Raw genomic sequence first — 22,490 nt, 5'->3', positions numbered from 1 at the left:
AGATTTATTGTATTCTATAATTTATAATTTTATATCTATTCTGAGCCATGTCTATTAACAAAAATCTGTTGTCAAACTTCACAATTGAAGTTGCAATGGATCGTAGTCCCCTAACTGTTACTCCAGATATTTCATTAGCAGAAGCAATATATCGGCTCAGTCAACCAAAAAACAATGATGTGAAGGTAAATTTACCCACAGAATCAAATCAAAGTATCGATATAAAAAGTCGTTCGAGTTGCTTATTAGTAGTTGAAAATAATCAACTATTAGGAATACTAACTGAGCGCGATATAGTGAGGTTAATTGCCTCAAAAGTTCAAGTCGAGCAGATAAAAATTAGTGATGTAATGACTGATAAGTTAATTACAATATCTGATTCGGAGATAGAAGATATTTATACCGTGATTAACTATTTTCAGCAGTATAAAATTCGTCACCTACCAGTATTATCCGAGGCCAAAGAATTGCTAGGGTTGATTACTCCCACAAGTATTCGTAATTCCCTAAAATCATTTGACTTGCTAAGACATAGAGAAATTAAAGAAGTTATGAATACTGATGTTATTCATGATTCACCTAATTCATCTGTACTTGCCATAGCTGAAAAAATGGCAAAGTATCGAGTGAGTTGTATAGTGATTGTTTGCACAGATAAACAACAAATATTACATCCAATTGGAATTGTTACAGAAAGAGATATTGTGCAATTTCAAGCACTAGGCTTGAATTTCAATAAATTAAAAGCCTCAGACATTATGAATACACCTTTATCTACTTTAAGTCCTGTGGATACTTTATGGCAAAGTCATCAACAAATGCAAAAGCTGCGAGTACGGCGATTAGTTGTATGCGATCGTAATGGCAAACTGCTAGGTCTGATAACTCAAACTAATATATTGCAAAATTTAGATCCTCTAGATATGTGTGGAGTTATCCATACATTGCGACAGGAAATACAAGACTTACAGACCGAAAAAATCGAACTCTTGTATCGTAATAATAGTCGTTTGGAAGAACAGGTAGGGCGTTTGCAAGAATCAGTAAATAAACTAGAGCAACGCAACTATGAAATAACAACGATTAACCAAATGATGGAATTTTTACAAGCGTGCGAAAAAATTGAAGACGCTAATAAATTCCTGGCAGAATTTCTCAAAAAATTATTTCCAGGGTTTTCTAGCAGTGTATTATTGAAAGATGAGTGTAATTGTAAGTTTGAAAGTGTTAGTTCTTATGGTAATCTGGCAGATAGTGAAACCTTAGTGAAATTTAATGATTGTTGGGCATTACGACGGGGACAAACTCATATTGCTAGTAATGCTCAACCAGGATTATTTTGTCATCATGTCGATCGCGAGTCTCAACCTACCACAACTATTTGTATTCCTCTATTAAATCAAGGTAAAGTTTGGGGGTTGTTTTATCTGCGAACAGAATGTTCAGAAAAAATTAGTCACCATCAAAAACAATTAGTTCATACTGTTGCCGAACAAATTTCTTTAGCACTTTACAACCTCAAACTGAGAGAACAATTAAGAAATGATAGTATTCGTGATGCTTTAACAGGTTTATTTAATCGCCGTTATTTAGATGAATATCTCAAGCAAGAGATTATTAGAGCTAAACGTAATCAACAACCTTTAAGTGTCATCATGGTAGATGTCGATCACTTTAAACGATTTAACGATACTTATGGTCATGATGTTGGAGATATCGTACTCCGAGAACTAGGGAGGTTTTTGCAGCAACAAGTTAGAGTATATGATATTGCCTGTCGTTACGGTGGAGAAGAAATGACTTTAATTTTAATTAATACCCCTATAAGTGTCGCTAAACAGAGAGCAGAAAATATTTGTTCGGGAGTAAGATCCTTATCCCTAAAAAATCAGGGAGAAACTCTGCCATCCATAACGATTTCTCTGGGAGTTGCCTGTTTTCCTTTACATGGAAATACAGGAGAAGAGATTGTGCAACGGGCAGATCGAGCTTTATATAGGGCGAAAAAAACCGGACGTAATCGAGTTGTTTTGTATCAAAATTAGAGTAGTAAATATCCTTGAATTTTATAATTTTATATTCTCCTAGTTTGGGTGGAATTAATAAATATCAAATCAAATTCAATTAACCATAAAAAAATAACTAATAATATCAAAATATAGCAATATGATTTGAGTTGTGAGATATTGGAGACTTTTAGGGAAGACTTAACTGGGAACACTTAACTGGGAAGAAGAAAATGTATCTTCTTCATAAGATAACTGCTATATTCTATCCTTTTAAGGAACACCTCAATTCTCACATCTGATTCCTGATTGCTATATATTCTTGTATCCTGACTTCTGACTCCTGAATCCTCCCTAATTATTTATAACTGTTCAACTAGACATGATATTAGTAAAAATTATAACTGTAATTTCACTGATTCTAAGTATTGCCAATTCAGAGCAAAGTTAAGATATAATTTATAAAATATAATCTCAAAACAGTATTATACCAATTTCAAAAAATAATGCCACATTAACTCTTTTTTGTAGTTATGGAATACCAGGATTTTGCCATATAGTAAAATTCAATAAAGAGCAAGGGTTTTCCCTATTCCCTATTCCGTAGGGACGTTGCATGCAACGTCCTTACTCCTTTTTTACTGTAACGACCTTTTTTGAATTTGGTTTTATATCACTTAGTTTAGGTTTTCAATCAGTGATTTTAATCACACAAAAGCTTTAAACGAATTACCTAAACATATTACTAAACTCATCGTCAATACTGATATAGTTCATTAATTTCCAAGATCAAATTCATATATTGTGAAGACAAATATCACTACATTAATTTTGACAATAACGGATAATAATCTGAACGAACTGAAGGAAAATTTTAACATGACAACTTACGAAGAACTATTAAATAATAAGAATAGTCATCTAGAGGAAAAAGTACGGCGTTTGCAAGAATCAGTAAATACACTAGAACAACGCCACCAGGAAATGGTCACTATTCACCAGATGATAGAATTTTTACAAGTATGCGCAAAAATTGAAGACACAAGTAAACTGTTAGCAGAATTTCTCCAAATATTATTTCCCAGGTTTTCTGGCAGTGTATTCTTAACAGATGAGTGTAATCGTATATTTGAAAGAGTTACTTCTTTTGGTAAGAGAGCAGATAATGAAACTTCATTGGAATTTAGTGATTGTTGGGCATTACTACGTGGACAAACTCATATTGCCAGCAACGATCAACCAGGATTATTTTGTCGTCATATCGATCAGGAAGCTCAACCTACTCAAACTATTTGTATTCCTCTTTTAAGTCAAGGTAAAGTTTGGGGGTTGTTTTACCTCCGAACGGAATGTTCAGAAAAAATTAGTTGCTATCAAAAACATTTAGCTCATACTATAGCTAAACACATTTCTTTAGCATTTTACAACCTGAAACTGAGAGAACAATTAAGAAATGATAGTATTCGTGATGGTTTAACAGGTTTATTTAATCGCCGTTATTTAGATCAATATCTCAAGCAAGAGATTATTAAAGCTAAAGGCAATCAACAACCTTTAAGTATTGTCATGGTAGATGTTGACCACTTTAAAAGATTTAACGATACTTATGGTCACGATGTTGGAGATATGGTACTTCGAGAACTGGCAAAGTTTTTACAGGGGCAAGTTCAAGAATCTGATATTGTCTGTCGTTACGGTGGAGAAGAAATGACTTTGATTTTCATAAATACCCCTTTAAGTATTGCTAAACAAAGGGCAGAAAATATTTGTTCAGGAGTGAGGGAATTATCTATACAAAATCAAGGTAAAATTCTTTCATCCCTAACTGTTTCTCTAGGAGTTGCTTGTTTTCCTTTAGATGGAACCACAGGAGAAGAGATTCTACAACGGGCAGATAGAGCTTTATATCAGGCGAAAAAAGCTGGACGTAATCGAGTTGTTCTGTATCAATTAGAGCAGTAAATTTATAGAAAAGAGGGAGTAGGGAGTAGGGAGTAGGGGGAAATAATTTACTTTATTTTTTATTATTGGATATGTATATTTAAGTTTTATAGTTTTATATTGTCCGTTTTTTTATTAAGAAAAATTAAAAAAGTCTGAATTAAGCATAAAGAAATTAGTAATAATTAGATATACAAGGTCATAACAGAAATAAGGAGATTTTAAGCATCAAGTATAATTAAATTAAGACTGATGAAAACAGGTAAAATTATTTTAATAGCAACCTCGTTATTTGTGACAGCTAACCAGGGATTATACGCAGGTTTGTTTGACACAATCAAACAATTAAAAATAGAAAATTCTAATTGTTTGGAGTGTGATGTCAAAATAGCTGAATGGCAAAAGAAGGAAAAATTCCTAATTCTTTAGGACTCGTGTAAAAGTCACCTGAACAGTTTTTTTCTAGTTCTTGCGAGTGGGAATATAGATGGTACTGTTAAACTATGGAATTTGTAGACTCGGAAATTGTTCGATAGTCTTTTTTGTTATCATCCGGTGCAATTTAGTCCGGATGGTAAAACTTTGGTTAGTGGGTGTGAGGGAGGTCGGATTTTAATTTGTAAGTTGTAGTAAAGACTAAAATCCTTTTCATTAGACTTGTCGCTAAATAGATGGAAAAAACCGCTAAAACCTATACAGGGAAATTATTTCAAGTCTTTTAAATCTCAAATAACTACAAGCTTTACACAGCAAGGGTTTTCACAATTTTTCACCTTAGAAAGCGACAATTCTATTAATTATCTTCCTAAAGTCTAGATACCTAAGTTAAGGACTTTAAAGTAATAGGGAAATAGTTTGAGACTAAATACAAAATCAATGTAACTCTTAGAAAATTAGGCTTTGATAAACTTTTGGCAGAGTATATAACTTTCACAAATAATACCTTATGGGGTCAACCTTACAATTCTCAATTTTCTACCAAGCTTCAGAATCTATCATGGAAAACTTATCTTTAAATGAAGTAATCTTTTTGTAAAAATTGACTAAGGAAAACAAAAATATTTACCATGTTGACTGTAGATTTTATCATTATTTGCAGCCTCATATAAAATTGGTGTAGTATTTATCAAACTAACTGAATCTTCCCTAACCCTAACTAGACAACAAAAATATATTAGGATATAGTTATCATGTCAAACAACAATAAAAAATCAAGGCAATTACTTAAATTTATCAGTGTTACTATTGCTAGCTTAACTGCTATCACTGGGTTTTTAGCTGCTATAGTAAGTCTAAATAATTCACTTAATAGTGAAATCAAACCTACATCCGTAAAAGGAGTAGCTTCTAAACTGAATAAAGAAGTTTCTCAAAATACGAATACATTTAATAATAAAAATGTTAATACTAATAATAGTAGTGCTCAAGGTGGTAGCTCAACCAATAATATTGAAGGAGGTAATTCTCAAGTAGGCGATTTTAACATTGAAAACAATTTAAATTTTGAAAATTTCTCTAGAGATTTACCTGTTAATGAAACTAACACAGTGAATATTGAAAGTAGTGGTGATGGAGCAATTATAAATAATAATACTGAGAATACTAAAAGCCAAGTTAACATACACAAAAAATAGATTTGTACAGTCAGGAATGATGAAATTAAAAGTAGATACTTTTCGATAAATATTTCCTGAATATATCTATAGTTCAAAATTAATTATCATTCTTGAATGTGCAACTCCCAAAAAAATGATTGTCTTTTTTCAGTGATGACAATTAACTTAGGTCAGTTGTAAATAATAATATCATCGACACTGTATAGCATATTTACTTCGCCTGCAACGCTGGAGTCGATTTTGTTTGCAACTCAAAAGCAGAATACTTCCCACCCAAAGCTTCCACTATTGCCTGAGTATTAGAGATCAACATTTTCACATAACTATCTCCTTCACTCCCAGGAGCGCCAATAGAATCAGAATATAACTCCCTAGGTGCTAACTTTACCCCTGCTTCCTCAGCAACCGTAGTAATTAACTTAGGATTAATAGTAGTCTCCGCAAAAATAGCAGGCACTCCAGTTTTCTTAATTTCTTCTGCCAAATTTTTCACCGTCTGTGCACTAGGTTGCTCCTCCGTAGTCATCCCAATCAAAGTTCCTGTTATCTCTAAACCATAAGCTCTCACATAATATTCAAAAGCATCATGGGTAGTCACCAGTCGGCGCTGACTTTCTGGAATAGTCGCTATTTGTTTACTCATCCAAATATCAACCTGCCGTAACTCCTCAATTAATCTGGCAGCATTCTCCATAAACACCTCTTTATCTTCTGGCGACAACTCAATCAAAATATCCCGAATTGCATTTACCATCACAATTCCATTTTCCGCATCACCCCAAACGTGGGGATCTGGCAGCAACTCCCCCTTATCCGGATTTTGTAAAGGCGTCACCTTTTCCGCAACTGCTAACTTTTGCGCTCTTACACCCGCAGCATTCATCAGTTTAATTAAAGCAGGTTCCAAATTATAGCCATTATAAATAATTAAATCTGCCTTCTCAAAAGCCACACTATCAGCAGGCACCGGTTCATAAATATGAGGGTCAGCTCCTGGTTCCATGATTCCCTGATGCTCAATTTCATCCCCACCTATTTTTTCTGCCATATCAGCAATGATGGTACTAGTAGAAACTACTAAAGGTTTACCCTCACCGTCAGCAGAAATATTTGGAGATGGGGCAGTACAACCACTAATCCATAATCCTAATAAAATTCCTATAGAAAATAGGGAACAGGGAACAGGGAACAGGGAACAGGAAGAAGTAGTTGATAATTTACGGATAAGAATTGATTTTATTTTGGATTTTAGGCAGAAACCGGGTTGCTCGAGGGAATTTTGTGAGACGGAATTAGAGCAATAAACCTGGTTTCTTGTTTGGGTATCTAAGTCCTGCGTATATCTACTACTCAGAGATATTTCCTTTTCCCCGCTCCGAGTTAAGCCTTCTCTACCTGGACTGTTAGTTAAATTAATTTTGCGCAAATACCTACTAATTTTCATTTTTAATTTTTTAATTTTGATTTAATTGACAATTTTTCATATTCCTTTCATAATTTATATCATATTGCTTTCATATTTCTCACATTCCAGGGTCAAATTTTGATACGCATCTCTATGAGTGAGAGTATTTCAGAGAATCATATTTGATAATTGATAGGAGTCACAATTAATGAGTCAGGCCAAAATTACAGTAAATCATTTAGGAGTCCATTATCGTACCGTTGAGGCGTTGCGAGACATTACCCTACAGATACAAGCAGGAAAATTAACAGGTATTATTGGCCCTAATGGCGCGGGAAAAAGTACCTTATTAAAAGGAATGCTGAGATTAATTCCTGTGAGTGGGGGTTCTGTAATTTACAATGACAAACCACTTCAGGAACAGTTAGGAAGAATTGCTTATGTGCCTCAGCGATCGCAAATTGATTGGACTTATCCTGCTACTGTCTGGGATGTGGTAATGATGGGGCGAGTGCGTCAGACTGGTTGGTTTCGTCGTTTTTCTAGCGTGAGTCGGAGGTTAGCATTGGAAGCGTTGACAAAGGTAGGGATGGATAGTTATCGCGATCGCCCCATTGGTCAACTTTCTGGGGGTCAGCAGCAACGGGTATTTTTGGCGCGGTCTTTAGCTCAAGAAGCGGATATTTTCTGTTTTGATGAACCGTTTGTTGGAGTCGATCAGAAGACTGAAAATATTATTTTTGATATTTTTCACGAGTTAGCTGAAGTTGGAAAAATTGTGATTGTTGTTAACCACGATCTGGGTGAGTCTATTACTAATTTTGACAATCTAATTCTGTTAAATAAGGAGTTAATTGCTGTTGGCGATCGACAAGTTGTATTGCAGGAAGAAAATTTGTATCGTGCTTATGGGGGTAAGGTTGGTTTCTTTGTTGAGAGAGGGAACAAGGAACACTTAACTGGGAACAGGGAACAGGTATTCAACAGGATGTATAATTAATTTTGCTTATGAACTTAAGATTTTTTGAGGAGGATTAAAGTTTTAGTTATAGCACTGCAAAAAAGTGTTAGAACTTTAATAAAATAGAAATCCTTTACAACTAATATTTTGACTTGAGTGAGAGCTATAGCAATCCTAAATGATTTGTGAAAAAATAGGAAGATCAAAATCTTAATGCTGTGAAGATTTCCCACAAACAAACAGCACAAATTTACTGAAGTTATTGTCAGTTAAGCTGCTGTGAGCGAATAAATATTTTTTGGTGACGAACGAGCCTGACGAATGAAACCAGACTATCTCTTAATTTGTTTGTAGGCTTGCCTTGCAGTGGCTGGATCTAGATTAAATTGAGTGTCTACAAATTGCACTGGATCATAAGTATTAATCCACAGATGAGCGCCACATTTTGCTGGATTATAAGGTCGATAGACGATGTGGCAAGGACCTGAAATATATAAGTCATAACCATAATCGTTCCGATCGTTGTGTTTGACAGACACTACAGGTTCCAATTCCTCTGGAGGCTTACCCTGATTACTTTTAATCTTGCTTTGATTAACATGAATCATTTGAGGTACGCTTGTTTCTTGCTTGTGCCAGATACCTTTCGGACCGCGCCGAGCGGGAATTATTACGGGCATACCGCTCGAAGATACTGGAATTTCCCAGAATCTGCCTTTTTTGTCAGCTCCTTTAACTCTTCCTTGAGCGAGTAAAACTAATAAACGTTGACGAGAGATACCTAATAAAAAAGATGCTTCTCTAGTACGCATGATTTTCTCCTTAACTGTTGGACAATAGTTAGGTGTTTGAAAAAAGATAACATCATTTGTGTTATCTAAAAAGAAGTATAAACACTCATTATTGGTTTTGTCTACCTAGAGTTGGCTGAAAAAGTATCAGTGGTTAGGGTAGGAGTTAACTGAGACGGCCAAAACCTGAACCGAGAGGTTTCAAACCTCAATTTCCTCAAAATATGCGGTTAGGGGTTCTATAATGCTATTGATGAAGTTCAAAGCGATCCACTGAAATATTTGCAGCTAGTGGAAGAGGGAGAAACTGTTGTAATTATTCGAGTTGACCAAGCGATCGCTGAAATTAGACCTATTATCAGTAGCAAGAAATTACGACCATTTGGTTTGTGTGCAGGTGAGTTTACTGTTCCAGATGATTTCGATGCTCCTTTGCCAGGAAGATATGCTGAACGCATTTGAGGGGAAGTGAGAATAGAGACAATTTGCATTGTGCTTATGGGGGTTAAAGTTGGTTTCTTTTCAGAGTCTTTAAGGTAAGTTGCTTGATTCTTCTAAAATTTTTTTGTTATAATTTTGTAGGTAATAATAGGAACAGTTGGTAACTAAAATTTTAGATTATGAAAAGAGGTAGTAAATGGTAAATTTTGATATTAGCGATCTGAGAAGAATGACAAAGATACTTGCACCAACAGCAGACTTTGACAGTTCTTTTACTTTTTATCATGACGAAACCAATAATATTAGAAAATTCTCTGTGAAGGAATTCGATTTTAATGTCTCTTTTAATTCAAAAGATTTTCATTCAAATTTTGTTTTAGGTGGTTTAGTTTACGAAGGAAGCCAACCTGATATTAAACCCTTATTTGATAGGCTTAATCTACAAAAGAATATTAAAGATGTAAAATTTCAGCATATTGTTCAGGGAAAGAAAGAATTTCTTGACTGCTTGAAGTCTGAAAAACTGAATGTATTTTTGAAATACCTTTTGTCGGACAATGATTTATACATTCATTATTCAAGTTTAAATATTCTTTACTGGTCTATTGTCGATATTGTTGATTCTGCAATTATGAACTCAGAAGTGGCAATGCAGTTGGGTTCAGATTACCATAAATTTCTAAAAAATGACTTATATAAGCTCGCAAAACTCGAAATTGAGTCTTTTCAAGAATTGTTTTATAACTTTAATTATCCTAATATTAAAAAGGAATCAGTTTCAGAATTCATTGAAGAACTAACTTCAATATTTGACGAATATATTGATACGGCAGAATTCCATTTGGGATTAGAGTCCCTTAGGCAAATACTCAAAGAGGCAAATAAAAAGGATTCACTTCCATTTATAATTGACGAAGAAGATCGTGTTTTGATAAAGGATTTTTTGGAATTTTATCTAAGACCTATATATTTGTTCAATAATTCAAATCATATTTTTGATAATGAGGCAACTATTTCAGAAATGCTAGTTAACTACAAAGTAATTGATGAAGGTAAAGAAATAAAAAACTATTCCTTTGTTGATTCGCAAGGTGATTTATTTGTTCAGGCTTCAGACATTTTTGTTGGTTTGATGGGTAAATTTACTAATTATATAAATACCAATGATATAAACCAAATAGTAAAGAATTTTGATTCCTTATCCGAAAAGCAATTAAACAATGTTGATTCTTTGATAAAATTGATAGTCAAATCTCATAACAAGAATATCGCTTTTTTGCATTGGATAGATAGTTATGAAGAACGAGAAAAAATGAATTTTATCCATGATTTAATAAATATAAACTACTAATAATAACTCTTTTTTTTTACTATGAATTTTTTAAATAACTAATGCCAGCTAGAGATATTTATCATAATACGGTTGTTGAAGCATTAAAAACAGATGGTTAGAAAATCACCCATGACCCTTTATATTTAGGTTATGGAGGTAAACATCTTTATGTTGATTTAGGTGCAGCAAAAACAGCGATTGCAGCCGAAAAACAAGGTCAAAAAATTGCTGTAGAAATCAAAAGTTTTATTAGTCTTTCTCCCATAAACGATTTACAAGTAGCAGTGGGGGAATATGAAATTTATCGAACTGTATTATCGGAACTAGAGACAGAACGTTTACTTTATATTGCTGTTAATCAGCAAGCTTATGAAAATTTTTCCAAGAGAGATTAGGTCAATTAATTATTAATAACATACAACTACATCTGATAATTTTTGATGAAAAAATTGGGAGAATAGTTAAATGGATAAATTAGATAACTATCGTGAGATTATTAAGGAAATAATATACGAATATGTTACTCATAAACCCGCTAATGGTCAAATAGATGTTGAAATTGTAATTGATACTGAACGAGATCATTATGAAGTAATTCATGTGGGTTGGGATGCTGTACGTCAAGTTTGTGATTCCGTAGTTCATATTGATATTATTAATGATAAAATCTGGATTCAATATGATGGTTGTTCTCAACCTGTTGCTGAAACACTTTTAGAAGCAGGAATAACCAAGGACATGATAGTTTTAGGTTTTCATCCAGAGGAAGTGCTTCAACAATTAATAATTAATAATTAATAATTAATAATTTACCTCTCCTTGAAAACGGATAGGATTGACTAATAATGAAAAATTTTTTCTTTTTTCCTCTATCTAAGGGGAGGCGCATACCCACAATTTCTCGGTAAATATACAGGTTTTGCAGTTTCTTAAAATTAACAGGACTTACGCAACGAAACAAGAAACCGGGTTTATTTTCCTGATTATCAACATCACAAAATTTCTTCGATAAACCCCGTTTCTGCATAACTCCTAATTAATTAACAAATTATGCAAATTTTAGTAGTTGTATATTTACTGAAAAAATGTGAATTGATAACTACAAATGTTTACTTAATTATCCAAAATATTTCCAACTTACTACTTAATTATTTGCTATAAAATCAAAATAATCAAACAGACAAAAAAAGGAAAAATAAACACTAATGTTAGAAACATTACTCGAACCACTACAATACAGTTTTATGCAGCGATCGCTCCTAGTCGCAGTAATAGTTGGAATTATTTGCGCAGTAGTCGGCAGTTATTTAATGGTACAAAGATTAGCACTATTAGGAGATGCTATTAGTCACTCAGTTTTACCAGGATTAGCCATTGCTTTTTGGATAGGAGCAAATATATTTATCGGAGCATTTATTTCTGGAATAATTAGCACTATTTTAATTAACTTAATTAGGACGCGATCGCCAATCAAAGAAGATGCGGCAATGGGGATAGTTTTTTCTGCCTTCTTTGCACTAGGAATCACATTAATTACAATTATTCAGAAAGACAATAAAATCGACCTAAATCATTTTTTATTCGGCAATATTCTCGGCGTAACTATTGGAGACGTGCGAGATACATTAATAATTGGTGCAATTGTTTTATTAGTAGTAATCTTATTGTATAAAGAATTATTATTTTACACATTTGACCCCCTCGGCGCTCAAGCAGTAGGTTTACCTGTAAATTTATTAAACTTGGGGTTAATGATGTTAATTGGTTTGACAATTGTAGCCAGTCTCAAAGCAGTAGGAGTAGTCTTAGTTTTATCTTTATTAATTACACCAGCATCTACAGCTTATTTATTAGTTAAAAGACTCCACGAAGTAATGATTTTAGGAGTAGGAATAGGAATTTTATCTAGTATTAGTGGAATGTATATTAGCTACTTCTATAATTTACCATCTGGTCCAGCGATTGTATTAGTATCATTTGGATTATTTATACTGGCTTTTTTATTCAGCCCGACTCAGGGAATTTTGACTCATCCCGCATCAACTTCTAATCAACCTTCTATTTGGCGGGAGTTGAAAAATTTGATTAAATCAAATTGAAAATATCCGGTTTTTCATCATCTTGTTCTTAGACAGCTACCTCTGTCATTTTTCTTTTTTTGTAAGCATTCAGCAGTCAGCTATCAGCTATTGTTTTTAGTGCAAATTCAAAAGGGAAAAAAAGATGTTTACAAAACATACCCTCAAAACTAGGTTCTTATTGCTGCTTATTGCTGATAGCTGAATGCTATAGCAATATGAAATGCTTTGTGAGAAAAACTGTAGGGGTTTGGTTTCCAAATCCCATTATTTTTACTAGGGTTTGGAGACCAAACCCCTAAGATAAAATCTTACAACCTATTGAGGATTGCTATAATAGCTGAATGCTTACTTTATTATTAAGCAATTAAAATTACTAAAAGAGCAACACTAAACATGACAGTCCCAGCTATACGATTAATATTAGTCATAGCTTTTTCACTTTTAAAAAATAATCTAGCACGAGAGGCTAAATAAGCATAAAATCCAGTTACTAGAGAAACAATAACGGTAAGAAGAGTAGCAATTAAAACTATACTATTTACTTGTAAATCGTTAAGGTTGATAAAAACAGGAAGAAAAGCACCATAAAAAATAATAACTTTAGGATTACTAAGTGTAATAGCTAAACCTGCCGTAAAATTTTTTAAATAAGTTTTATTTGATGCCTCATCATCATTTTCTAAATTGATAGGTGCTGATGTCCAAAGTTTCCAACCTAACCAAACTAAATAAAGACCACCTAAAACTCTAATGATAATAAAACCATTGTCAATAAATTCAGTCACTAATGTTAGTCCGAAAATTGCTATGAAAAGAAATATAATATCTCCTATAACAATTCCCGCTATTACTAAAAGGGATGAACGAAAACCTGATACTAAGGCACAAGAAGTCGCTGCTAAAATACCAGGTCCTGGTGTACTGGCTAATACTAAGATTCCTATAGCAAGACCAAACATGGCTTGAATGGTAATACCATTAAAATTAAATAATTCACTCATGTTAAATTGATTATTAGTTTTGATATAAAATCCGGTTATACATTCATTAATGGATAATCGATAATGGATAATTAGCTCTGGTTAAAACTGAGAGGATTGAATATCAGGAAATATCCTAGCACTTTTCTCTTAGTCGATTGGATATGGTTATACCAATTCACTTTAGGGATGTCACAAATAGTTTCCAACTTTAAATGTCAAATAATTGCTCGAAACTATTATCTGATCAGAGTTTTTAGTCGATCAAATCTCACTTCTGACTTCTGACTTTTGACTTCTAACTTCAGTGAAACAGTATTAGGTAACCCATCCATCCCAACCTACGGGAAGCTCGGCTTTTCATGTCGGCGATAACCGAAACGACAGCTTTTTCCCCTTTATTGGGGAGGCTAATAAAGCTGAATTATTTAATTAATAGTTATTAATTATTAATTATTCGGTAATCGGAATATTACTTCCTCTGAATACAGATGTTGTATTGAATACGAATGTAAAAATTTAATAGCTCAAATACTTTCTTTCTCCTGTATGTCGCCAATCCGACGGCTCCCCTACCTGACTCCGAGGACGATAGGACAACTAATTACCCGGATTATATATTAGACATCTCCAAAAATCCCAAATCAAATCAATTATTATCCATAAATTATCAATTATTTCTCCCTACTCTCTTTTCCCTCTCCCCTCTTAATTTAACCACCAATTTTCAACAAAGAACCTAGAACTTGAGGAATATTTTCTAACTCCATTGCCGCCATTGCTGCTGTCGGTTCATAACCACAATGAACCATACAATCAGCACATTTAGGATTTCCACTTTTATAACCATAATTATCCCAATTAGTTTTCTCTAAAAGTTCTTTAAAAGTAGCATAATACCCTTCATTCATTAAATAACAGGGCTTTTGCCAACCAAGCACACTATAACTAGGACTACCCCAGGGAGTACAATCATAATCTTTTTCCCCCATCAAAAAATCTAAAAATAGAGGATTATGGTTAAAATTCCAATTCTTTTTACCAGCTTTAAAAGGAGCAAGAATTTCTCGGAATAATAACCGTGTTTGTTGTCGCCTCAGAAAATGCTCCTGGTCTGGTGCCCACTCATAACTATAACCAGGAGAAATCATCATTCCATCAATATTTAAACTTTCCAAAAAATCAAAAAATTCCTGCATTTGTTTCGGGTCTGTTCCCTCAAATACAGTAGTATTAGTAGTAACTCGAAACCCTCTAGCTTTAGCAGCACGAATTGCTTTAACTGCTATTTCAAACACCCCTTGTTTATCCACACATTTATCGTGAGTTGGTTGTAAACCATCAAGATGAACACTAAAAGTTAGATAAGGAGAAGGTCTAAATCGATTGAGATTCTTTTCCAGTAACAAACCATTAGTACATAAATAAACAAATTTTCTACGCTCAACTAACCCTTGTACAATTTCATCAATTTGTGGATGTAATAAAGGTTCTCCTCCGGGAATAGAAACCACAGGAGCGCCACATTCTTCCACAGCAGCAAAACATTCTTGAGGCGTTAAATTTTGCTTGAGTATTTCTTTAGGATGCTGAATTTTCCCACAACCAGGGCAAGCTAAATTACATCTAAATAGAGGTTCCAGCATTAAAACTAAGGGGAAACGTCTACGTCCTTTCAAACGTTGAGTCAAAAGATATTTTCCCACTTCTAGAGCTTGTTGAAGTTGAATTGCCATGAATAACCTCTTATTTTAAGTAATATGTTTTGCTGAATTTGCAATTGAAGTAGTCAAACCAAATTTTAAAAGAAAATTCGGCATTGCTGATTCTAGCTATTATACAGATAGGTGAAAGCTACAAACCGTAATTCAAAATCTAGAAAAATCATAAATCATTGAGCAAGACCACAAATTCCCAAAAGCTATCAATTTATAGAGTAGTGCATCAAGAAATTGTGGGAATCATAAGATGACTATTGTCCCTAAATACTTTATTGTGGAATGTCCTCTGTGTGGCCATCAGAAAACTCAAATATCATGGAAAGACAAGTAAAGGAAGTCAACGATATTATTATTATTGTTTTGAATGCCTACAAACTTTTCCTGCGGAATGCTGCGCAAACAGCGATACTTTTGATACTCTGTAGTGTCGTAGAAAAATTCAAAATGTAAATAATAGCTAAAAAAAAGACATAATTTTATAATTTAGGTCACAGTATGAGCGATCGCTAAAAAAGACATAATTTTATACTTTAGGTCATTTTTTTATCTGAAAAGACTAGCGAATTTATAAAAGATAGGAATATAGTATTTAACAAAGATAAGCTTGAACATCATATCTTTAGGAGTAAAAAATCAACTTGCTCCTAGTGATTTAGATGGAAATTTAATACCAAGCAAGCTAGGTATACAAATTTCAATATGTCTAGATATTAAAGAGATGAAATAGAGCTTAATTTGAAAAAAATAACCTTCGAGGATAATTATCAATGGCTAATCTAAATATTACAGATTTAAACTCCGAGCTAATGGCTGAAGCTATTGCCAATGCTAAAGCACGTCGCAACAATTGTGTTTCAGATATTACTGAGGAACAAGCAGCAGAAGTTTTAGGTGGTTTTAGTACTATTAGCCCTGTTGATTGTAAAGGCTGGATATGTCCGCCAATTGTATTAGGATTAATCTTCAACCCAGAGCCAAAAATTGCAATCCAGTAGTCAGAAATAGTGTTGCTGAATGTTTAATATTTTAGTCTCAAATATCTATGAAAAAATTATAATTTTTCCATGAAGACTAAATATACAGAAGATTCCAAGTATATGAAGTACAGATATTAACAATTAAATGAATGCATGTGCGGGCATCTTGCCCGCGATGGGTGTACCTCACCAAAATGGAATCCCTTGTAATTACCATGACAGCAACTTCCAACAAGCACTGACTTAATAGTTGTTCGCTAGAGGATCTTTTATGGAAAAAGTTACCACCAATAAGACAACCCTTTGCCCTAGTGCGCGCCCAGAAATGCTAGATAGTAAAGTATTTGGGATTATTAGTGGTACTGTAGACGCACCCCGTCTCGCCTATCTCAAACAACCACTACCTATGACTGAAGAAGTAATGGCATTATCTGGTTCCGTTACGCCAGCAGAAGTTTTCAGAACTGCTGCACCCTGCGCAGAGAAAAGCTGTCAACATTTTAATGGGGCAAAATGTCGCTTGGCAATGCAGGTTGTAGAAAATTTACCCACTGCAGTTGAGCAACTACCTCCCTGTTCGATACGTTCCAACTGTCGATGGTGGCAACAAGAAGGCAAAGCAGCTTGTATGCGTTGTCCCCAAGTGATTACAGATAACTATAGTCCCTCAGAAGTAATTAGACAGGTGGCAAAACCTGCTGTTGCACAGATATAGATAAATAATTTCGAGAAATTTAGGAGTTAATTATGTCCTTAGAAAACGTTCAAGCTTTCTATGAAAGAATAGCTGACGATAAAGAGTTTTTAGCTCAACTTCAAGCTATTGAAACTAAAGAAAAAGGAAAAAAAATCCTGGAGGAAGCTGGCTATGACTTCACTTCTGAAGAATTAGAAGAATATACTTCCCAGCTACTAGAGTCGAGTGATGCTGAAGACAGCGTGCTGGAAGACTTGAATGAAGAACAAATGGCAGCAGTTTTTGGTGGGTTAAAAATTGGTTTTATACAAGCTATCTATGGCAGCGTTAGCAGCTTTATTTTGTCGCTTCTATAAATTTTTTATAGAGTTGTCTTAGATACACAGGCTTAATCAACCTTTAATGTGCAACACCTTTTGATGGAGCAAAATGTCGCTTGGCAATGCAAGTGGTAGAAAAATTAACCACTGTATTTGAGAAACTACCTCCCTATTCGATATGTTCCAACTGTCAATGATGGCAACAAGAATGTAAAGACGCTTGTATCTGTTGTCCCCAAGTGATTACAGATAACTATAGTCTATCAGAAGTAATTAGACAGGTAGCAAAACCTGCTGTTACAAACAACAAATAAATAATTTTGAGAAATTTAGGAGTTAATTATGTCCTTAGAAAATGTTCAAGCTTTCTATGAAAGAATAGCTGATGATAAAGAGTTTTTAGCTGAATTGCAAGCTACTCAAACTCAAGAAGAAGGAAGAAAAATTATGCAAGAAGCTGGCTATGACTTCACTACTGAGGAGTTAGAAGAATATACGTCCCAGATGTTAGAATCAACAGATGGTGAAAGCAGTGTGCTGGAAGATTTGAACGAAGAAGAGATGGCAGCAGTTGTTGGTGGGTTAAAAATTGGTCCTATACCAGCATATGGCATTCCCTGGTGGCCTCCCAGAGATTGGCTATGGCGGCAGCCAATGTATGGTATTACTGTTGATGAAAAACTTCTGTGATCAATAATTGGCAAATTAAGAACGGACTCAATAGAGATTTTTCAGCCCCCCTTCCTAATACCGTTTCACGGAAGTCAAAAGTCGTAGGGGCGAATGGCCATTCGCCCCTAAAAAAGTTAAAAGTAAGATTTTATAGGCTCAAAACTTTGACTATACAGGACTTACGCTTTCCCAACCAAGAAACCAGGTTTATTACCCTGATTATTTGTTATTCAAACCACAAAATTTCCTGGCGTTGCTGATTTTGAGTATGATTTGTATTTTTTGGTAATTGCTAAACTATTGAATAACAAATATTTGAGATTGTTCAATTTTTATTTTCATACCTTGATTCAGCAACGCCAATTTCCTTGATAAACCTGGTTTCTGCGTAAGGAAATTATTTTACATTAGACATCTGGTGAAAATCAAAAATCAAATCAATTCTTATCCATAAATTATCAATTACTTCTCTGTGTTCCCAGTTAAGTGTTCCCTGTTCCCTCTTTTCCGGAGAGGTCTATTTAAAGATAGTCAGGTAGCTTTTTTGAGAGCCATGTTTAGGGCTAAGAAAGCTTTGGATAAATTGGATAAAGTTACATATTAGTATTGATTAATCAGCTATCGACAAATATCAAGTTGGTAGCTGATATTAGTCACAACAATAATTTTAAATGTAAGCATTCAGCCGTCAGCTATTAACTATCAGCTTCATTAACCTTGAAAAGAGGCAAAAGCAATTGAGAGGTTTTAAAGAATTAAAAGTATGGGTCATTTCAGTTATCAATTATCAGTACATCTTCCTAAACCATTGGAATTGAAATATGGATGTTGATTTTGTTCATCCCCTATCCTAGGGAAGATTTTAGACCTGATTTTTTGGTAAAAGTCTACTAGTTAACCTTAATAGTATATTGAGCTACATCCTTCCTGAAAAAGCTGAGAGCTGACCGCTAATAGCTGAATGCTTACTTTTAAATTAAGACATAATTTTGTAATTTATGTCTACTTTATTCAAGTTAATGACTTGCATATTCATCAATAAATCAGGAAAATATTAGCAGTATCTAGCTAAGTATTGCTTGTCAAGTTAAAACTTAACTTTTAATATAAAAATGACTTTTATTTTAAGCTCTAATAATATTTTTGATTATCTGTCAGAGCATTCTCTAGACAACAAAAAAGAAGAAGCTCTGAGCAAAGTTGAACCAATAAGTGCTAAAAACTTTAACTTGCTGGTAACTTTTGCTGATGGTCGTAAACTACTTGTCAAACAAGAACGCCATAATCAGCAGGGAAAAACTATAGGTGAGTTTCAGAATGAATGGCTATTTCAAAATTTTTTAAATCAATTTCCCCAACTTGAACCTTGGCGTTTATTTTTGCCAAAAGTAGTACATTTTGATTTAGAAAATTCTATTATTGTCTCTACTTACTTGGATAACTATGAGAACTTAATGAATTTATATAGGAAAGAAAATAGTTTTCCAGAGGAAATTACAGTAGAGATTGGTAAAGCATTAGCAACCGTTCACCGAGATACCTTTAATTGTCAAGAACATCGAGAATTTTTTTCCGATCGGACTAATCACTTAATAAATGAACAAGTACACAAATTTGTCAATAATTTAGAAAGAATAACACCAGAAATTTTTGGGATAGTACCAGGAGATGGATTAAAATTCTTTGCTCTTTATCAGAGATACAATAGTTTAGGTGAAGCGATCACTCAATTAAGCAATTCTTTTAATCCTTGTTGTTTTACTCACAATGATTTTAGCCTAAATAATATTCTACTACGCACAAATTGGCAGGAAGAAAAAGAGAATATTGTCAAATTAATAGACTGGGAACGTTGTGATTGGGGAGACCCAACTTTTGATGTAGGAACTTTAATTGGCAGTTATCTACAACTTTGGTTAAATAGTTTAGTTATTAGTAAATCTCTCACCATAGAAGAATCTTTGCGTTTAGCAACAACACCTTTAGAATTATTACAACCTTCTCTTGCTAGTTTTATCCTAACTTATCTCCAGACTTTCCCAGAAATATTAGAACATTTTCCAGACTTTTTACCACGAGCAATACAATTTGCAGGCTTTAGTTTAATTCAGCAAATTCAGGCAATGATTCAGTATCAAAAATCTTTTGGTAATACAGGTATTGCCATGTTGCAAGTTGCCAAAACATTATTATGTCGTCCCCAACAATCAATTCCCACAATTTTTGGTACTGCTGCTACTAAATTAAGTCAGTTTTCTACTTCTTTAGTTTAAGTAAAATAATATCAATTCAACAGAAATTAAACAGCCATGCAATTACTTAATTTTTCATCAGTTCAGCAAACCACTCAAATTCAGGATAGATTACAGAGTGTGTTAGAAGATATTGTACAAAACGTTAAGATTAAACCTAATTTTTGCATCCAACATCCAAATTATCAACCTTTTGAATTACCGGATGATGTTGTCTCTCGCTTTCAAAGTTTACCCACAGAAATACATAATAAATATATGGGTCTAATTCTGCGTAGTTTTCTCTATGGAGTTTATTACAATGGTTCGATGAAAACTACTTCAGAATCAGAACAAGACGAACATCATTTACAGCTAGATTTAGAAAATAATACCTTTTTAGGAATAGATGTAGAGTTTTATGAAAAACTACATAAAAGTAATCAAGGAGAAGGTTATTTTGATGCTGACTGGCAAATTTTGAAAGAAGAAAATGATGGTAGTTTAGTAGTAACTAAAGGTGGCTTAAAACTCCATATTGAAAGAGAAAAACATTTACAAACTGCTCACAAAACTGCTGTAATTGGTGATTTAGTAGAAATAAAAATGCCAAAAAACTTAGTACAAAATGGTTTTTATATGGCAGTTAGTAATTCAGGAGTGCAGAGTTATAGAGCTTCAGAAAATAATTTCACTACGGTCAGAATTTATTTTAATTTAACTCCTGAAGGTACTATTACAGTAATGAAAAATCTGACAAAACAGTTAAATCAAAAAGCTATTCCTTTTAGTTTTAAAGTTTTGTATAATCCTGATGAATATAAACGTTACGATTCAGGAGTTCTCTACTTTAATCGGGAATATTGTGAATTAGTTTTAGCTGTTCTCAAAAATGTTTATTCCCAGACTAAATTAGAGTTTAAACCAGAAACTCCTTTATTCACAAAACAATTAGCACCAGGATTAGGTTTAGCTGAAGAACCAGACAAAAAGTTTAGTATCCAGGAAAGTTTTGGCATGAACAGATGCCAAATTATAGCTAATGGTTTACTAAAAGCTTGGCATCAAAGCGATAACTCACCAGAGAATCGTATGAATACCATTTTAGAGCAATTTAATTTGCTAGGAATTGATGTAGAGCGTCCCTATCTTAATGCCAATTCTGAGGATATATATCATTTTTAGAATCGGCTATTTTTTTAATTTATCAAGGAGAATATTCAACAATGGCTCAAATTAAAATTTCAGACTTAAATCTAGTAGGATTTGATTTATTTCAAGGAGAAGAAAGTTTTCTCCATGATTTAACTGACGATGTATACATTAGAGGAGGTGGGTTTACTACTCCTGCTACTAATATCAGCATAATTGATATTCCGGCTTCTGAAGATATTTTTGTTCAATCAATCTCTTTTGTTTATTAAGAGATTATCATCTTGGAATTAATTATGTAATTCACAAGACAAAAAAATCAATATTCCGATCTACAAACAACCAACTGCTTAGGAGAAAACATTTAATGGCTAACATTACAATTTCTGAACTACGTCCTACTGGTGCTGAATTATTCTTAGATTCTGAGAGTTTTATTAATGAACTTACAGATGAGGAACTAAGCTTAACTAAAGGTGGTATTTTTGTCACTACTCCTGTTGTCGGCCCGCTCATTCTTTTTACTCCTATTATAGTCTAATTCTAGATAGAATAGATAGTCATATCAATTTCTAGAAAATACAAAATAAATTAGTTCAGAGCTAATAAATATTAGCTCTGATTTTTTTGTTGCTATTTTTGAGTGGTCTTGAAAAGAAGAAAAATACATTTTTTTCTAAAATTATCATAATTATGTCTGGTAAAAAAATTAGATTAAATTAATTTTTATTAGATTGAGACAAATTTCAATAATCAGGCTTAATTTATCCTGAAATAATCTCGTATAACTCAATTATTTATGTCTTTTTTGATGATAAAAAAGACTTGGCAAGCAAAGAAAAATTACTTATTATAGTGAATGTAAAGAGGTAAACAACCTCAAGCAAAAATCAAAAATTATAACAAGGAGAATATCGACAATGGCTAATATCACAATTTCTGAATTACGTCCTGCTGGAACTGAATTATTCTTAGATTCTGAAGGTTTTATTAGTGAACTTACAGAGGAAGAATTAAACTTCACTAAAGGTGGAATAACACCTGCCTTTTTTGCTGCTGGATTTGTAGCTGGTTATGTTGCTGGCAAATATCTGTAGATAAACATTCCTGAAAAATCAGGGTAAAGTTCTTTTAACTTGACAATTAAACAACTTTAATCAAGAGG

Annotated in this window: 25 protein-coding genes; 21 read left to right on the top strand and 4 right to left on the bottom strand. The window is 33.4% G+C overall.

The features are described 5' to 3' along the window. Nucleotides 1-47 precede the first annotated feature (47 nt). From ACP6PM_RS04570 to ACP6PM_RS04555, 4 genes are all read left to right on the top strand, one after another. Nucleotides 48-2,045, top strand: coding sequence for a diguanylate cyclase (locus ACP6PM_RS04570; RefSeq protein ID WP_426582265.1), 1,998 nt, complete (start codon nt 48-50; stop codon nt 2,043-2,045). A gap of 840 nt (nt 2,046-2,885) precedes the next feature. Continuing rightward, nucleotides 2,886-3,968 (top strand): sensor domain-containing diguanylate cyclase, encoded by a 1,083-nt coding sequence (locus tag ACP6PM_RS04565; RefSeq protein WP_426582263.1) that lies wholly within the window; start codon nt 2,886-2,888, stop codon nt 3,966-3,968. 231 nt (nt 3,969-4,199) lie between these two features. Continuing rightward, the gene (locus ACP6PM_RS04560; RefSeq protein WP_426582261.1) at nt 4,200-4,376 is read left to right on the top strand and encodes a hypothetical protein; all 177 of its coding nucleotides are present in this window, start codon (nt 4,200-4,202) and stop codon (nt 4,374-4,376) included. Nucleotides 4,377-5,137: 761 nt separating this feature from the next. After that, a complete protein-coding gene (locus ACP6PM_RS04555; protein WP_426582259.1) occupies nt 5,138-5,581 on the top strand; it encodes a hypothetical protein in 444 nt (147 codons plus the stop codon). Between the two features lie 193 nt (nt 5,582-5,774). Here the strand turns inward: ACP6PM_RS04555 and ACP6PM_RS04550 are convergent, their stop codons facing one another. Next, the gene (locus ACP6PM_RS04550; protein WP_426582257.1) at nt 5,775-6,611 is read right to left on the bottom strand and encodes a metal ABC transporter solute-binding protein, Zn/Mn family; all 837 of its coding nucleotides are present in this window, start codon (nt 6,609-6,611) and stop codon (nt 5,775-5,777) included. Between the two features lie 7 nt (nt 6,612-6,618). On the opposite strand from ACP6PM_RS04550, the gene ACP6PM_RS04545 reads away from it, so the two are divergent. Next, nucleotides 6,619-6,867, top strand: coding sequence for a hypothetical protein (locus tag ACP6PM_RS04545; RefSeq protein ID WP_426582255.1), 249 nt, complete (start codon nt 6,619-6,621; stop codon nt 6,865-6,867). Nucleotides 6,868-7,176: 309 nt separating this feature from the next. Further along, on the top strand, nt 7,177-7,968 hold the full coding sequence (locus ACP6PM_RS04540) for a metal ABC transporter ATP-binding protein (protein WP_426582253.1): 792 nt from the start codon (nt 7,177-7,179) through the stop codon (nt 7,966-7,968). A 293-nt stretch (nt 7,969-8,261) separates the two neighbouring features. On the opposite strand, the gene ACP6PM_RS04535 is transcribed toward ACP6PM_RS04540, so the two are convergent. Further along, nucleotides 8,262-8,741 carry a hypothetical protein gene (locus ACP6PM_RS04535; protein ID WP_426582245.1) on the bottom strand — a complete coding sequence of 160 codons (480 nt, stop codon included), beginning with the start codon at nt 8,739-8,741 and terminating at the stop codon, nt 8,262-8,264. 270 nt (nt 8,742-9,011) lie between these two features. On the opposite strand from ACP6PM_RS04535, the gene ACP6PM_RS04530 reads away from it, so the two are divergent. The 5 genes from ACP6PM_RS04530 (at nt 9,012) to ACP6PM_RS04510 (ending at nt 12,593) form a co-directional block, all read left to right on the top strand. Continuing rightward, the gene (locus tag ACP6PM_RS04530) at nt 9,012-9,182 is read left to right on the top strand and encodes a type II toxin-antitoxin system Phd/YefM family antitoxin (protein WP_426582242.1); all 171 of its coding nucleotides are present in this window, start codon (nt 9,012-9,014) and stop codon (nt 9,180-9,182) included. 175 nt (nt 9,183-9,357) lie between these two features. After that, nucleotides 9,358-10,512 carry a hypothetical protein gene (locus ACP6PM_RS04525; RefSeq protein ID WP_426582240.1) on the top strand — a complete coding sequence of 385 codons (1,155 nt, stop codon included), beginning with the start codon at nt 9,358-9,360 and terminating at the stop codon, nt 10,510-10,512. 104 nt (nt 10,513-10,616) lie between these two features. Continuing rightward, nucleotides 10,617-10,889: an element excision factor XisH family protein gene (locus ACP6PM_RS04520; RefSeq protein WP_426582435.1), complete on the top strand. Its 273-nt coding sequence runs from the start codon at nt 10,617-10,619 to the stop codon at nt 10,887-10,889. Between the two features lie 70 nt (nt 10,890-10,959). Continuing rightward, nucleotides 10,960-11,292, top strand: coding sequence for a XisI protein (locus ACP6PM_RS04515; RefSeq protein ID WP_426582238.1), 333 nt, complete (start codon nt 10,960-10,962; stop codon nt 11,290-11,292). Nucleotides 11,293-11,699: 407 nt separating this feature from the next. Continuing rightward, nucleotides 11,700-12,593: a metal ABC transporter permease gene (locus tag ACP6PM_RS04510; protein WP_426582236.1), complete on the top strand. Its 894-nt coding sequence runs from the start codon at nt 11,700-11,702 to the stop codon at nt 12,591-12,593. A gap of 338 nt (nt 12,594-12,931) precedes the next feature. Here ACP6PM_RS04510 and ACP6PM_RS04505 read toward each other — a convergent pair whose 3' ends face one another. Both ACP6PM_RS04505 and hpnH read right to left on the bottom strand, forming a co-directional pair. Further along, on the bottom strand, nt 12,932-13,576 hold the full coding sequence (locus ACP6PM_RS04505; protein ID WP_426582234.1) for a LysE family translocator: 645 nt from the start codon (nt 13,574-13,576) through the stop codon (nt 12,932-12,934). Nucleotides 13,577-14,268: 692 nt separating this feature from the next. Next, on the bottom strand, nt 14,269-15,291 hold the full coding sequence (gene hpnH / locus ACP6PM_RS04500; protein WP_426582232.1) for an adenosyl-hopene transferase HpnH: 1,023 nt from the start codon (nt 15,289-15,291) through the stop codon (nt 14,269-14,271). A gap of 300 nt (nt 15,292-15,591) precedes the next feature. On the opposite strand from hpnH, the gene ACP6PM_RS04495 reads away from it, so the two are divergent. The 10 genes from ACP6PM_RS04495 (at nt 15,592) to ACP6PM_RS04450 (ending at nt 22,422) form a co-directional block, all read left to right on the top strand. Continuing rightward, complete coding sequence (locus ACP6PM_RS04495) at nt 15,592-15,726, top strand: hypothetical protein (RefSeq protein WP_426582444.1); 135 nt, start codon at nt 15,592-15,594, stop codon at nt 15,724-15,726. Nucleotides 15,727-16,043: 317 nt separating this feature from the next. Then, nucleotides 16,044-16,271 (top strand): hypothetical protein, encoded by a 228-nt coding sequence (locus ACP6PM_RS04490; RefSeq protein ID WP_426582230.1) that lies wholly within the window; start codon nt 16,044-16,046, stop codon nt 16,269-16,271. Between the two features lie 253 nt (nt 16,272-16,524). Then, a complete protein-coding gene (locus tag ACP6PM_RS04485; RefSeq protein ID WP_426582229.1) occupies nt 16,525-16,968 on the top strand; it encodes a nitrogen fixation protein in 444 nt (147 codons plus the stop codon). A gap of 32 nt (nt 16,969-17,000) precedes the next feature. Beyond that, complete coding sequence (locus ACP6PM_RS04480) at nt 17,001-17,306, top strand: Nif11-like leader peptide family natural product precursor (protein ID WP_426582227.1); 306 nt, start codon at nt 17,001-17,003, stop codon at nt 17,304-17,306. Between the two features lie 306 nt (nt 17,307-17,612). Beyond that, nucleotides 17,613-17,960, top strand: a complete 348-nt coding sequence (locus ACP6PM_RS04475; RefSeq protein WP_426582225.1) for a Nif11-like leader peptide family natural product precursor — start codon at nt 17,613-17,615, stop codon at nt 17,958-17,960. Between the two features lie 1,094 nt (nt 17,961-19,054). Continuing rightward, nucleotides 19,055-20,215: a phosphotransferase gene (locus tag ACP6PM_RS04470; RefSeq protein WP_426582223.1), complete on the top strand. Its 1,161-nt coding sequence runs from the start codon at nt 19,055-19,057 to the stop codon at nt 20,213-20,215. Nucleotides 20,216-20,251: 36 nt separating this feature from the next. Then, nucleotides 20,252-21,358, top strand: coding sequence for a T3SS effector HopA1 family protein (locus ACP6PM_RS04465; protein ID WP_426582221.1), 1,107 nt, complete (start codon nt 20,252-20,254; stop codon nt 21,356-21,358). Between the two features lie 41 nt (nt 21,359-21,399). After that, nucleotides 21,400-21,597 carry a hypothetical protein gene (locus ACP6PM_RS04460; protein WP_426582219.1) on the top strand — a complete coding sequence of 66 codons (198 nt, stop codon included), beginning with the start codon at nt 21,400-21,402 and terminating at the stop codon, nt 21,595-21,597. Between the two features lie 95 nt (nt 21,598-21,692). Continuing rightward, nucleotides 21,693-21,866, top strand: coding sequence for a hypothetical protein (locus ACP6PM_RS04455; RefSeq protein ID WP_426582217.1), 174 nt, complete (start codon nt 21,693-21,695; stop codon nt 21,864-21,866). Nucleotides 21,867-22,245: 379 nt separating this feature from the next. Further along, on the top strand, nt 22,246-22,422 hold the full coding sequence (locus ACP6PM_RS04450) for a class IIb bacteriocin, lactobin A/cerein 7B family (protein ID WP_426582216.1): 177 nt from the start codon (nt 22,246-22,248) through the stop codon (nt 22,420-22,422). The last annotated feature ends 68 nt before the right edge of the window (nt 22,423-22,490 follow it).

The organism is Dapis brunnea BLCC-M229, assembly GCF_050015995.1.
Classification (GTDB): domain Bacteria; phylum Cyanobacteriota; class Cyanobacteriia; order Cyanobacteriales; family Microcoleaceae; genus Trichodesmium.
Note: the sequence above shows the minus strand (reverse complement) of the source record. Positions and strands in the feature narration are given on the sequence as shown.

Bases quoted from the DNA above. Each gene is read 5' to 3' on its own strand.
- ACP6PM_RS04570 (WP_426582265.1), top strand. From the start codon at position 48: ATGTCTATTAACAAAAATCTGTTGTCAAACTTCACAATTGAAGTTGCA.
- ACP6PM_RS04565 (WP_426582263.1), top strand. From the start codon at position 2,886: ATGACAACTTACGAAGAACTATTAAATAATAAGAATAGTCATCTAGAG.
- ACP6PM_RS04560 (WP_426582261.1), top strand. From the start codon at position 4,200: ATGAAAACAGGTAAAATTATTTTAATAGCAACCTCGTTATTTGTGACA.
- ACP6PM_RS04555 (WP_426582259.1), top strand. From the start codon at position 5,138: ATGTCAAACAACAATAAAAAATCAAGGCAATTACTTAAATTTATCAGT.
- ACP6PM_RS04550 (WP_426582257.1), bottom strand. From the start codon at position 6,611: ATGGCAGAAAAAATAGGTGGGGATGAAATTGAGCATCAGGGAATCATG.
- ACP6PM_RS04545 (WP_426582255.1), top strand. From the start codon at position 6,619: ATGATGGTACTAGTAGAAACTACTAAAGGTTTACCCTCACCGTCAGCA.
- ACP6PM_RS04540 (WP_426582253.1), top strand. From the start codon at position 7,177: ATGAGTCAGGCCAAAATTACAGTAAATCATTTAGGAGTCCATTATCGT.
- ACP6PM_RS04535 (WP_426582245.1), bottom strand. From the start codon at position 8,741: ATGCGTACTAGAGAAGCATCTTTTTTATTAGGTATCTCTCGTCAACGT.
- ACP6PM_RS04525 (WP_426582240.1), top strand. From the start codon at position 9,358: ATGGTAAATTTTGATATTAGCGATCTGAGAAGAATGACAAAGATACTT.
- ACP6PM_RS04515 (WP_426582238.1), top strand. From the start codon at position 10,960: ATGGATAAATTAGATAACTATCGTGAGATTATTAAGGAAATAATATAC.
- ACP6PM_RS04510 (WP_426582236.1), top strand. From the start codon at position 11,700: ATGTTAGAAACATTACTCGAACCACTACAATACAGTTTTATGCAGCGA.
- ACP6PM_RS04505 (WP_426582234.1), bottom strand. From the start codon at position 13,576: ATGAGTGAATTATTTAATTTTAATGGTATTACCATTCAAGCCATGTTT.
- hpnH (WP_426582232.1), bottom strand. From the start codon at position 15,291: ATGGCAATTCAACTTCAACAAGCTCTAGAAGTGGGAAAATATCTTTTG.
- ACP6PM_RS04495 (WP_426582444.1), top strand. From the start codon at position 15,592: ATGGAAAGACAAGTAAAGGAAGTCAACGATATTATTATTATTGTTTTG.
- ACP6PM_RS04490 (WP_426582230.1), top strand. From the start codon at position 16,044: ATGGCTAATCTAAATATTACAGATTTAAACTCCGAGCTAATGGCTGAA.
- ACP6PM_RS04485 (WP_426582229.1), top strand. From the start codon at position 16,525: ATGGAAAAAGTTACCACCAATAAGACAACCCTTTGCCCTAGTGCGCGC.
- ACP6PM_RS04480 (WP_426582227.1), top strand. From the start codon at position 17,001: ATGTCCTTAGAAAACGTTCAAGCTTTCTATGAAAGAATAGCTGACGAT.
- ACP6PM_RS04475 (WP_426582225.1), top strand. From the start codon at position 17,613: ATGTCCTTAGAAAATGTTCAAGCTTTCTATGAAAGAATAGCTGATGAT.
- ACP6PM_RS04470 (WP_426582223.1), top strand. From the start codon at position 19,055: ATGACTTTTATTTTAAGCTCTAATAATATTTTTGATTATCTGTCAGAG.
- ACP6PM_RS04465 (WP_426582221.1), top strand. From the start codon at position 20,252: ATGCAATTACTTAATTTTTCATCAGTTCAGCAAACCACTCAAATTCAG.
- ACP6PM_RS04460 (WP_426582219.1), top strand. From the start codon at position 21,400: ATGGCTCAAATTAAAATTTCAGACTTAAATCTAGTAGGATTTGATTTA.
- ACP6PM_RS04455 (WP_426582217.1), top strand. From the start codon at position 21,693: ATGGCTAACATTACAATTTCTGAACTACGTCCTACTGGTGCTGAATTA.
- ACP6PM_RS04450 (WP_426582216.1), top strand. From the start codon at position 22,246: ATGGCTAATATCACAATTTCTGAATTACGTCCTGCTGGAACTGAATTA.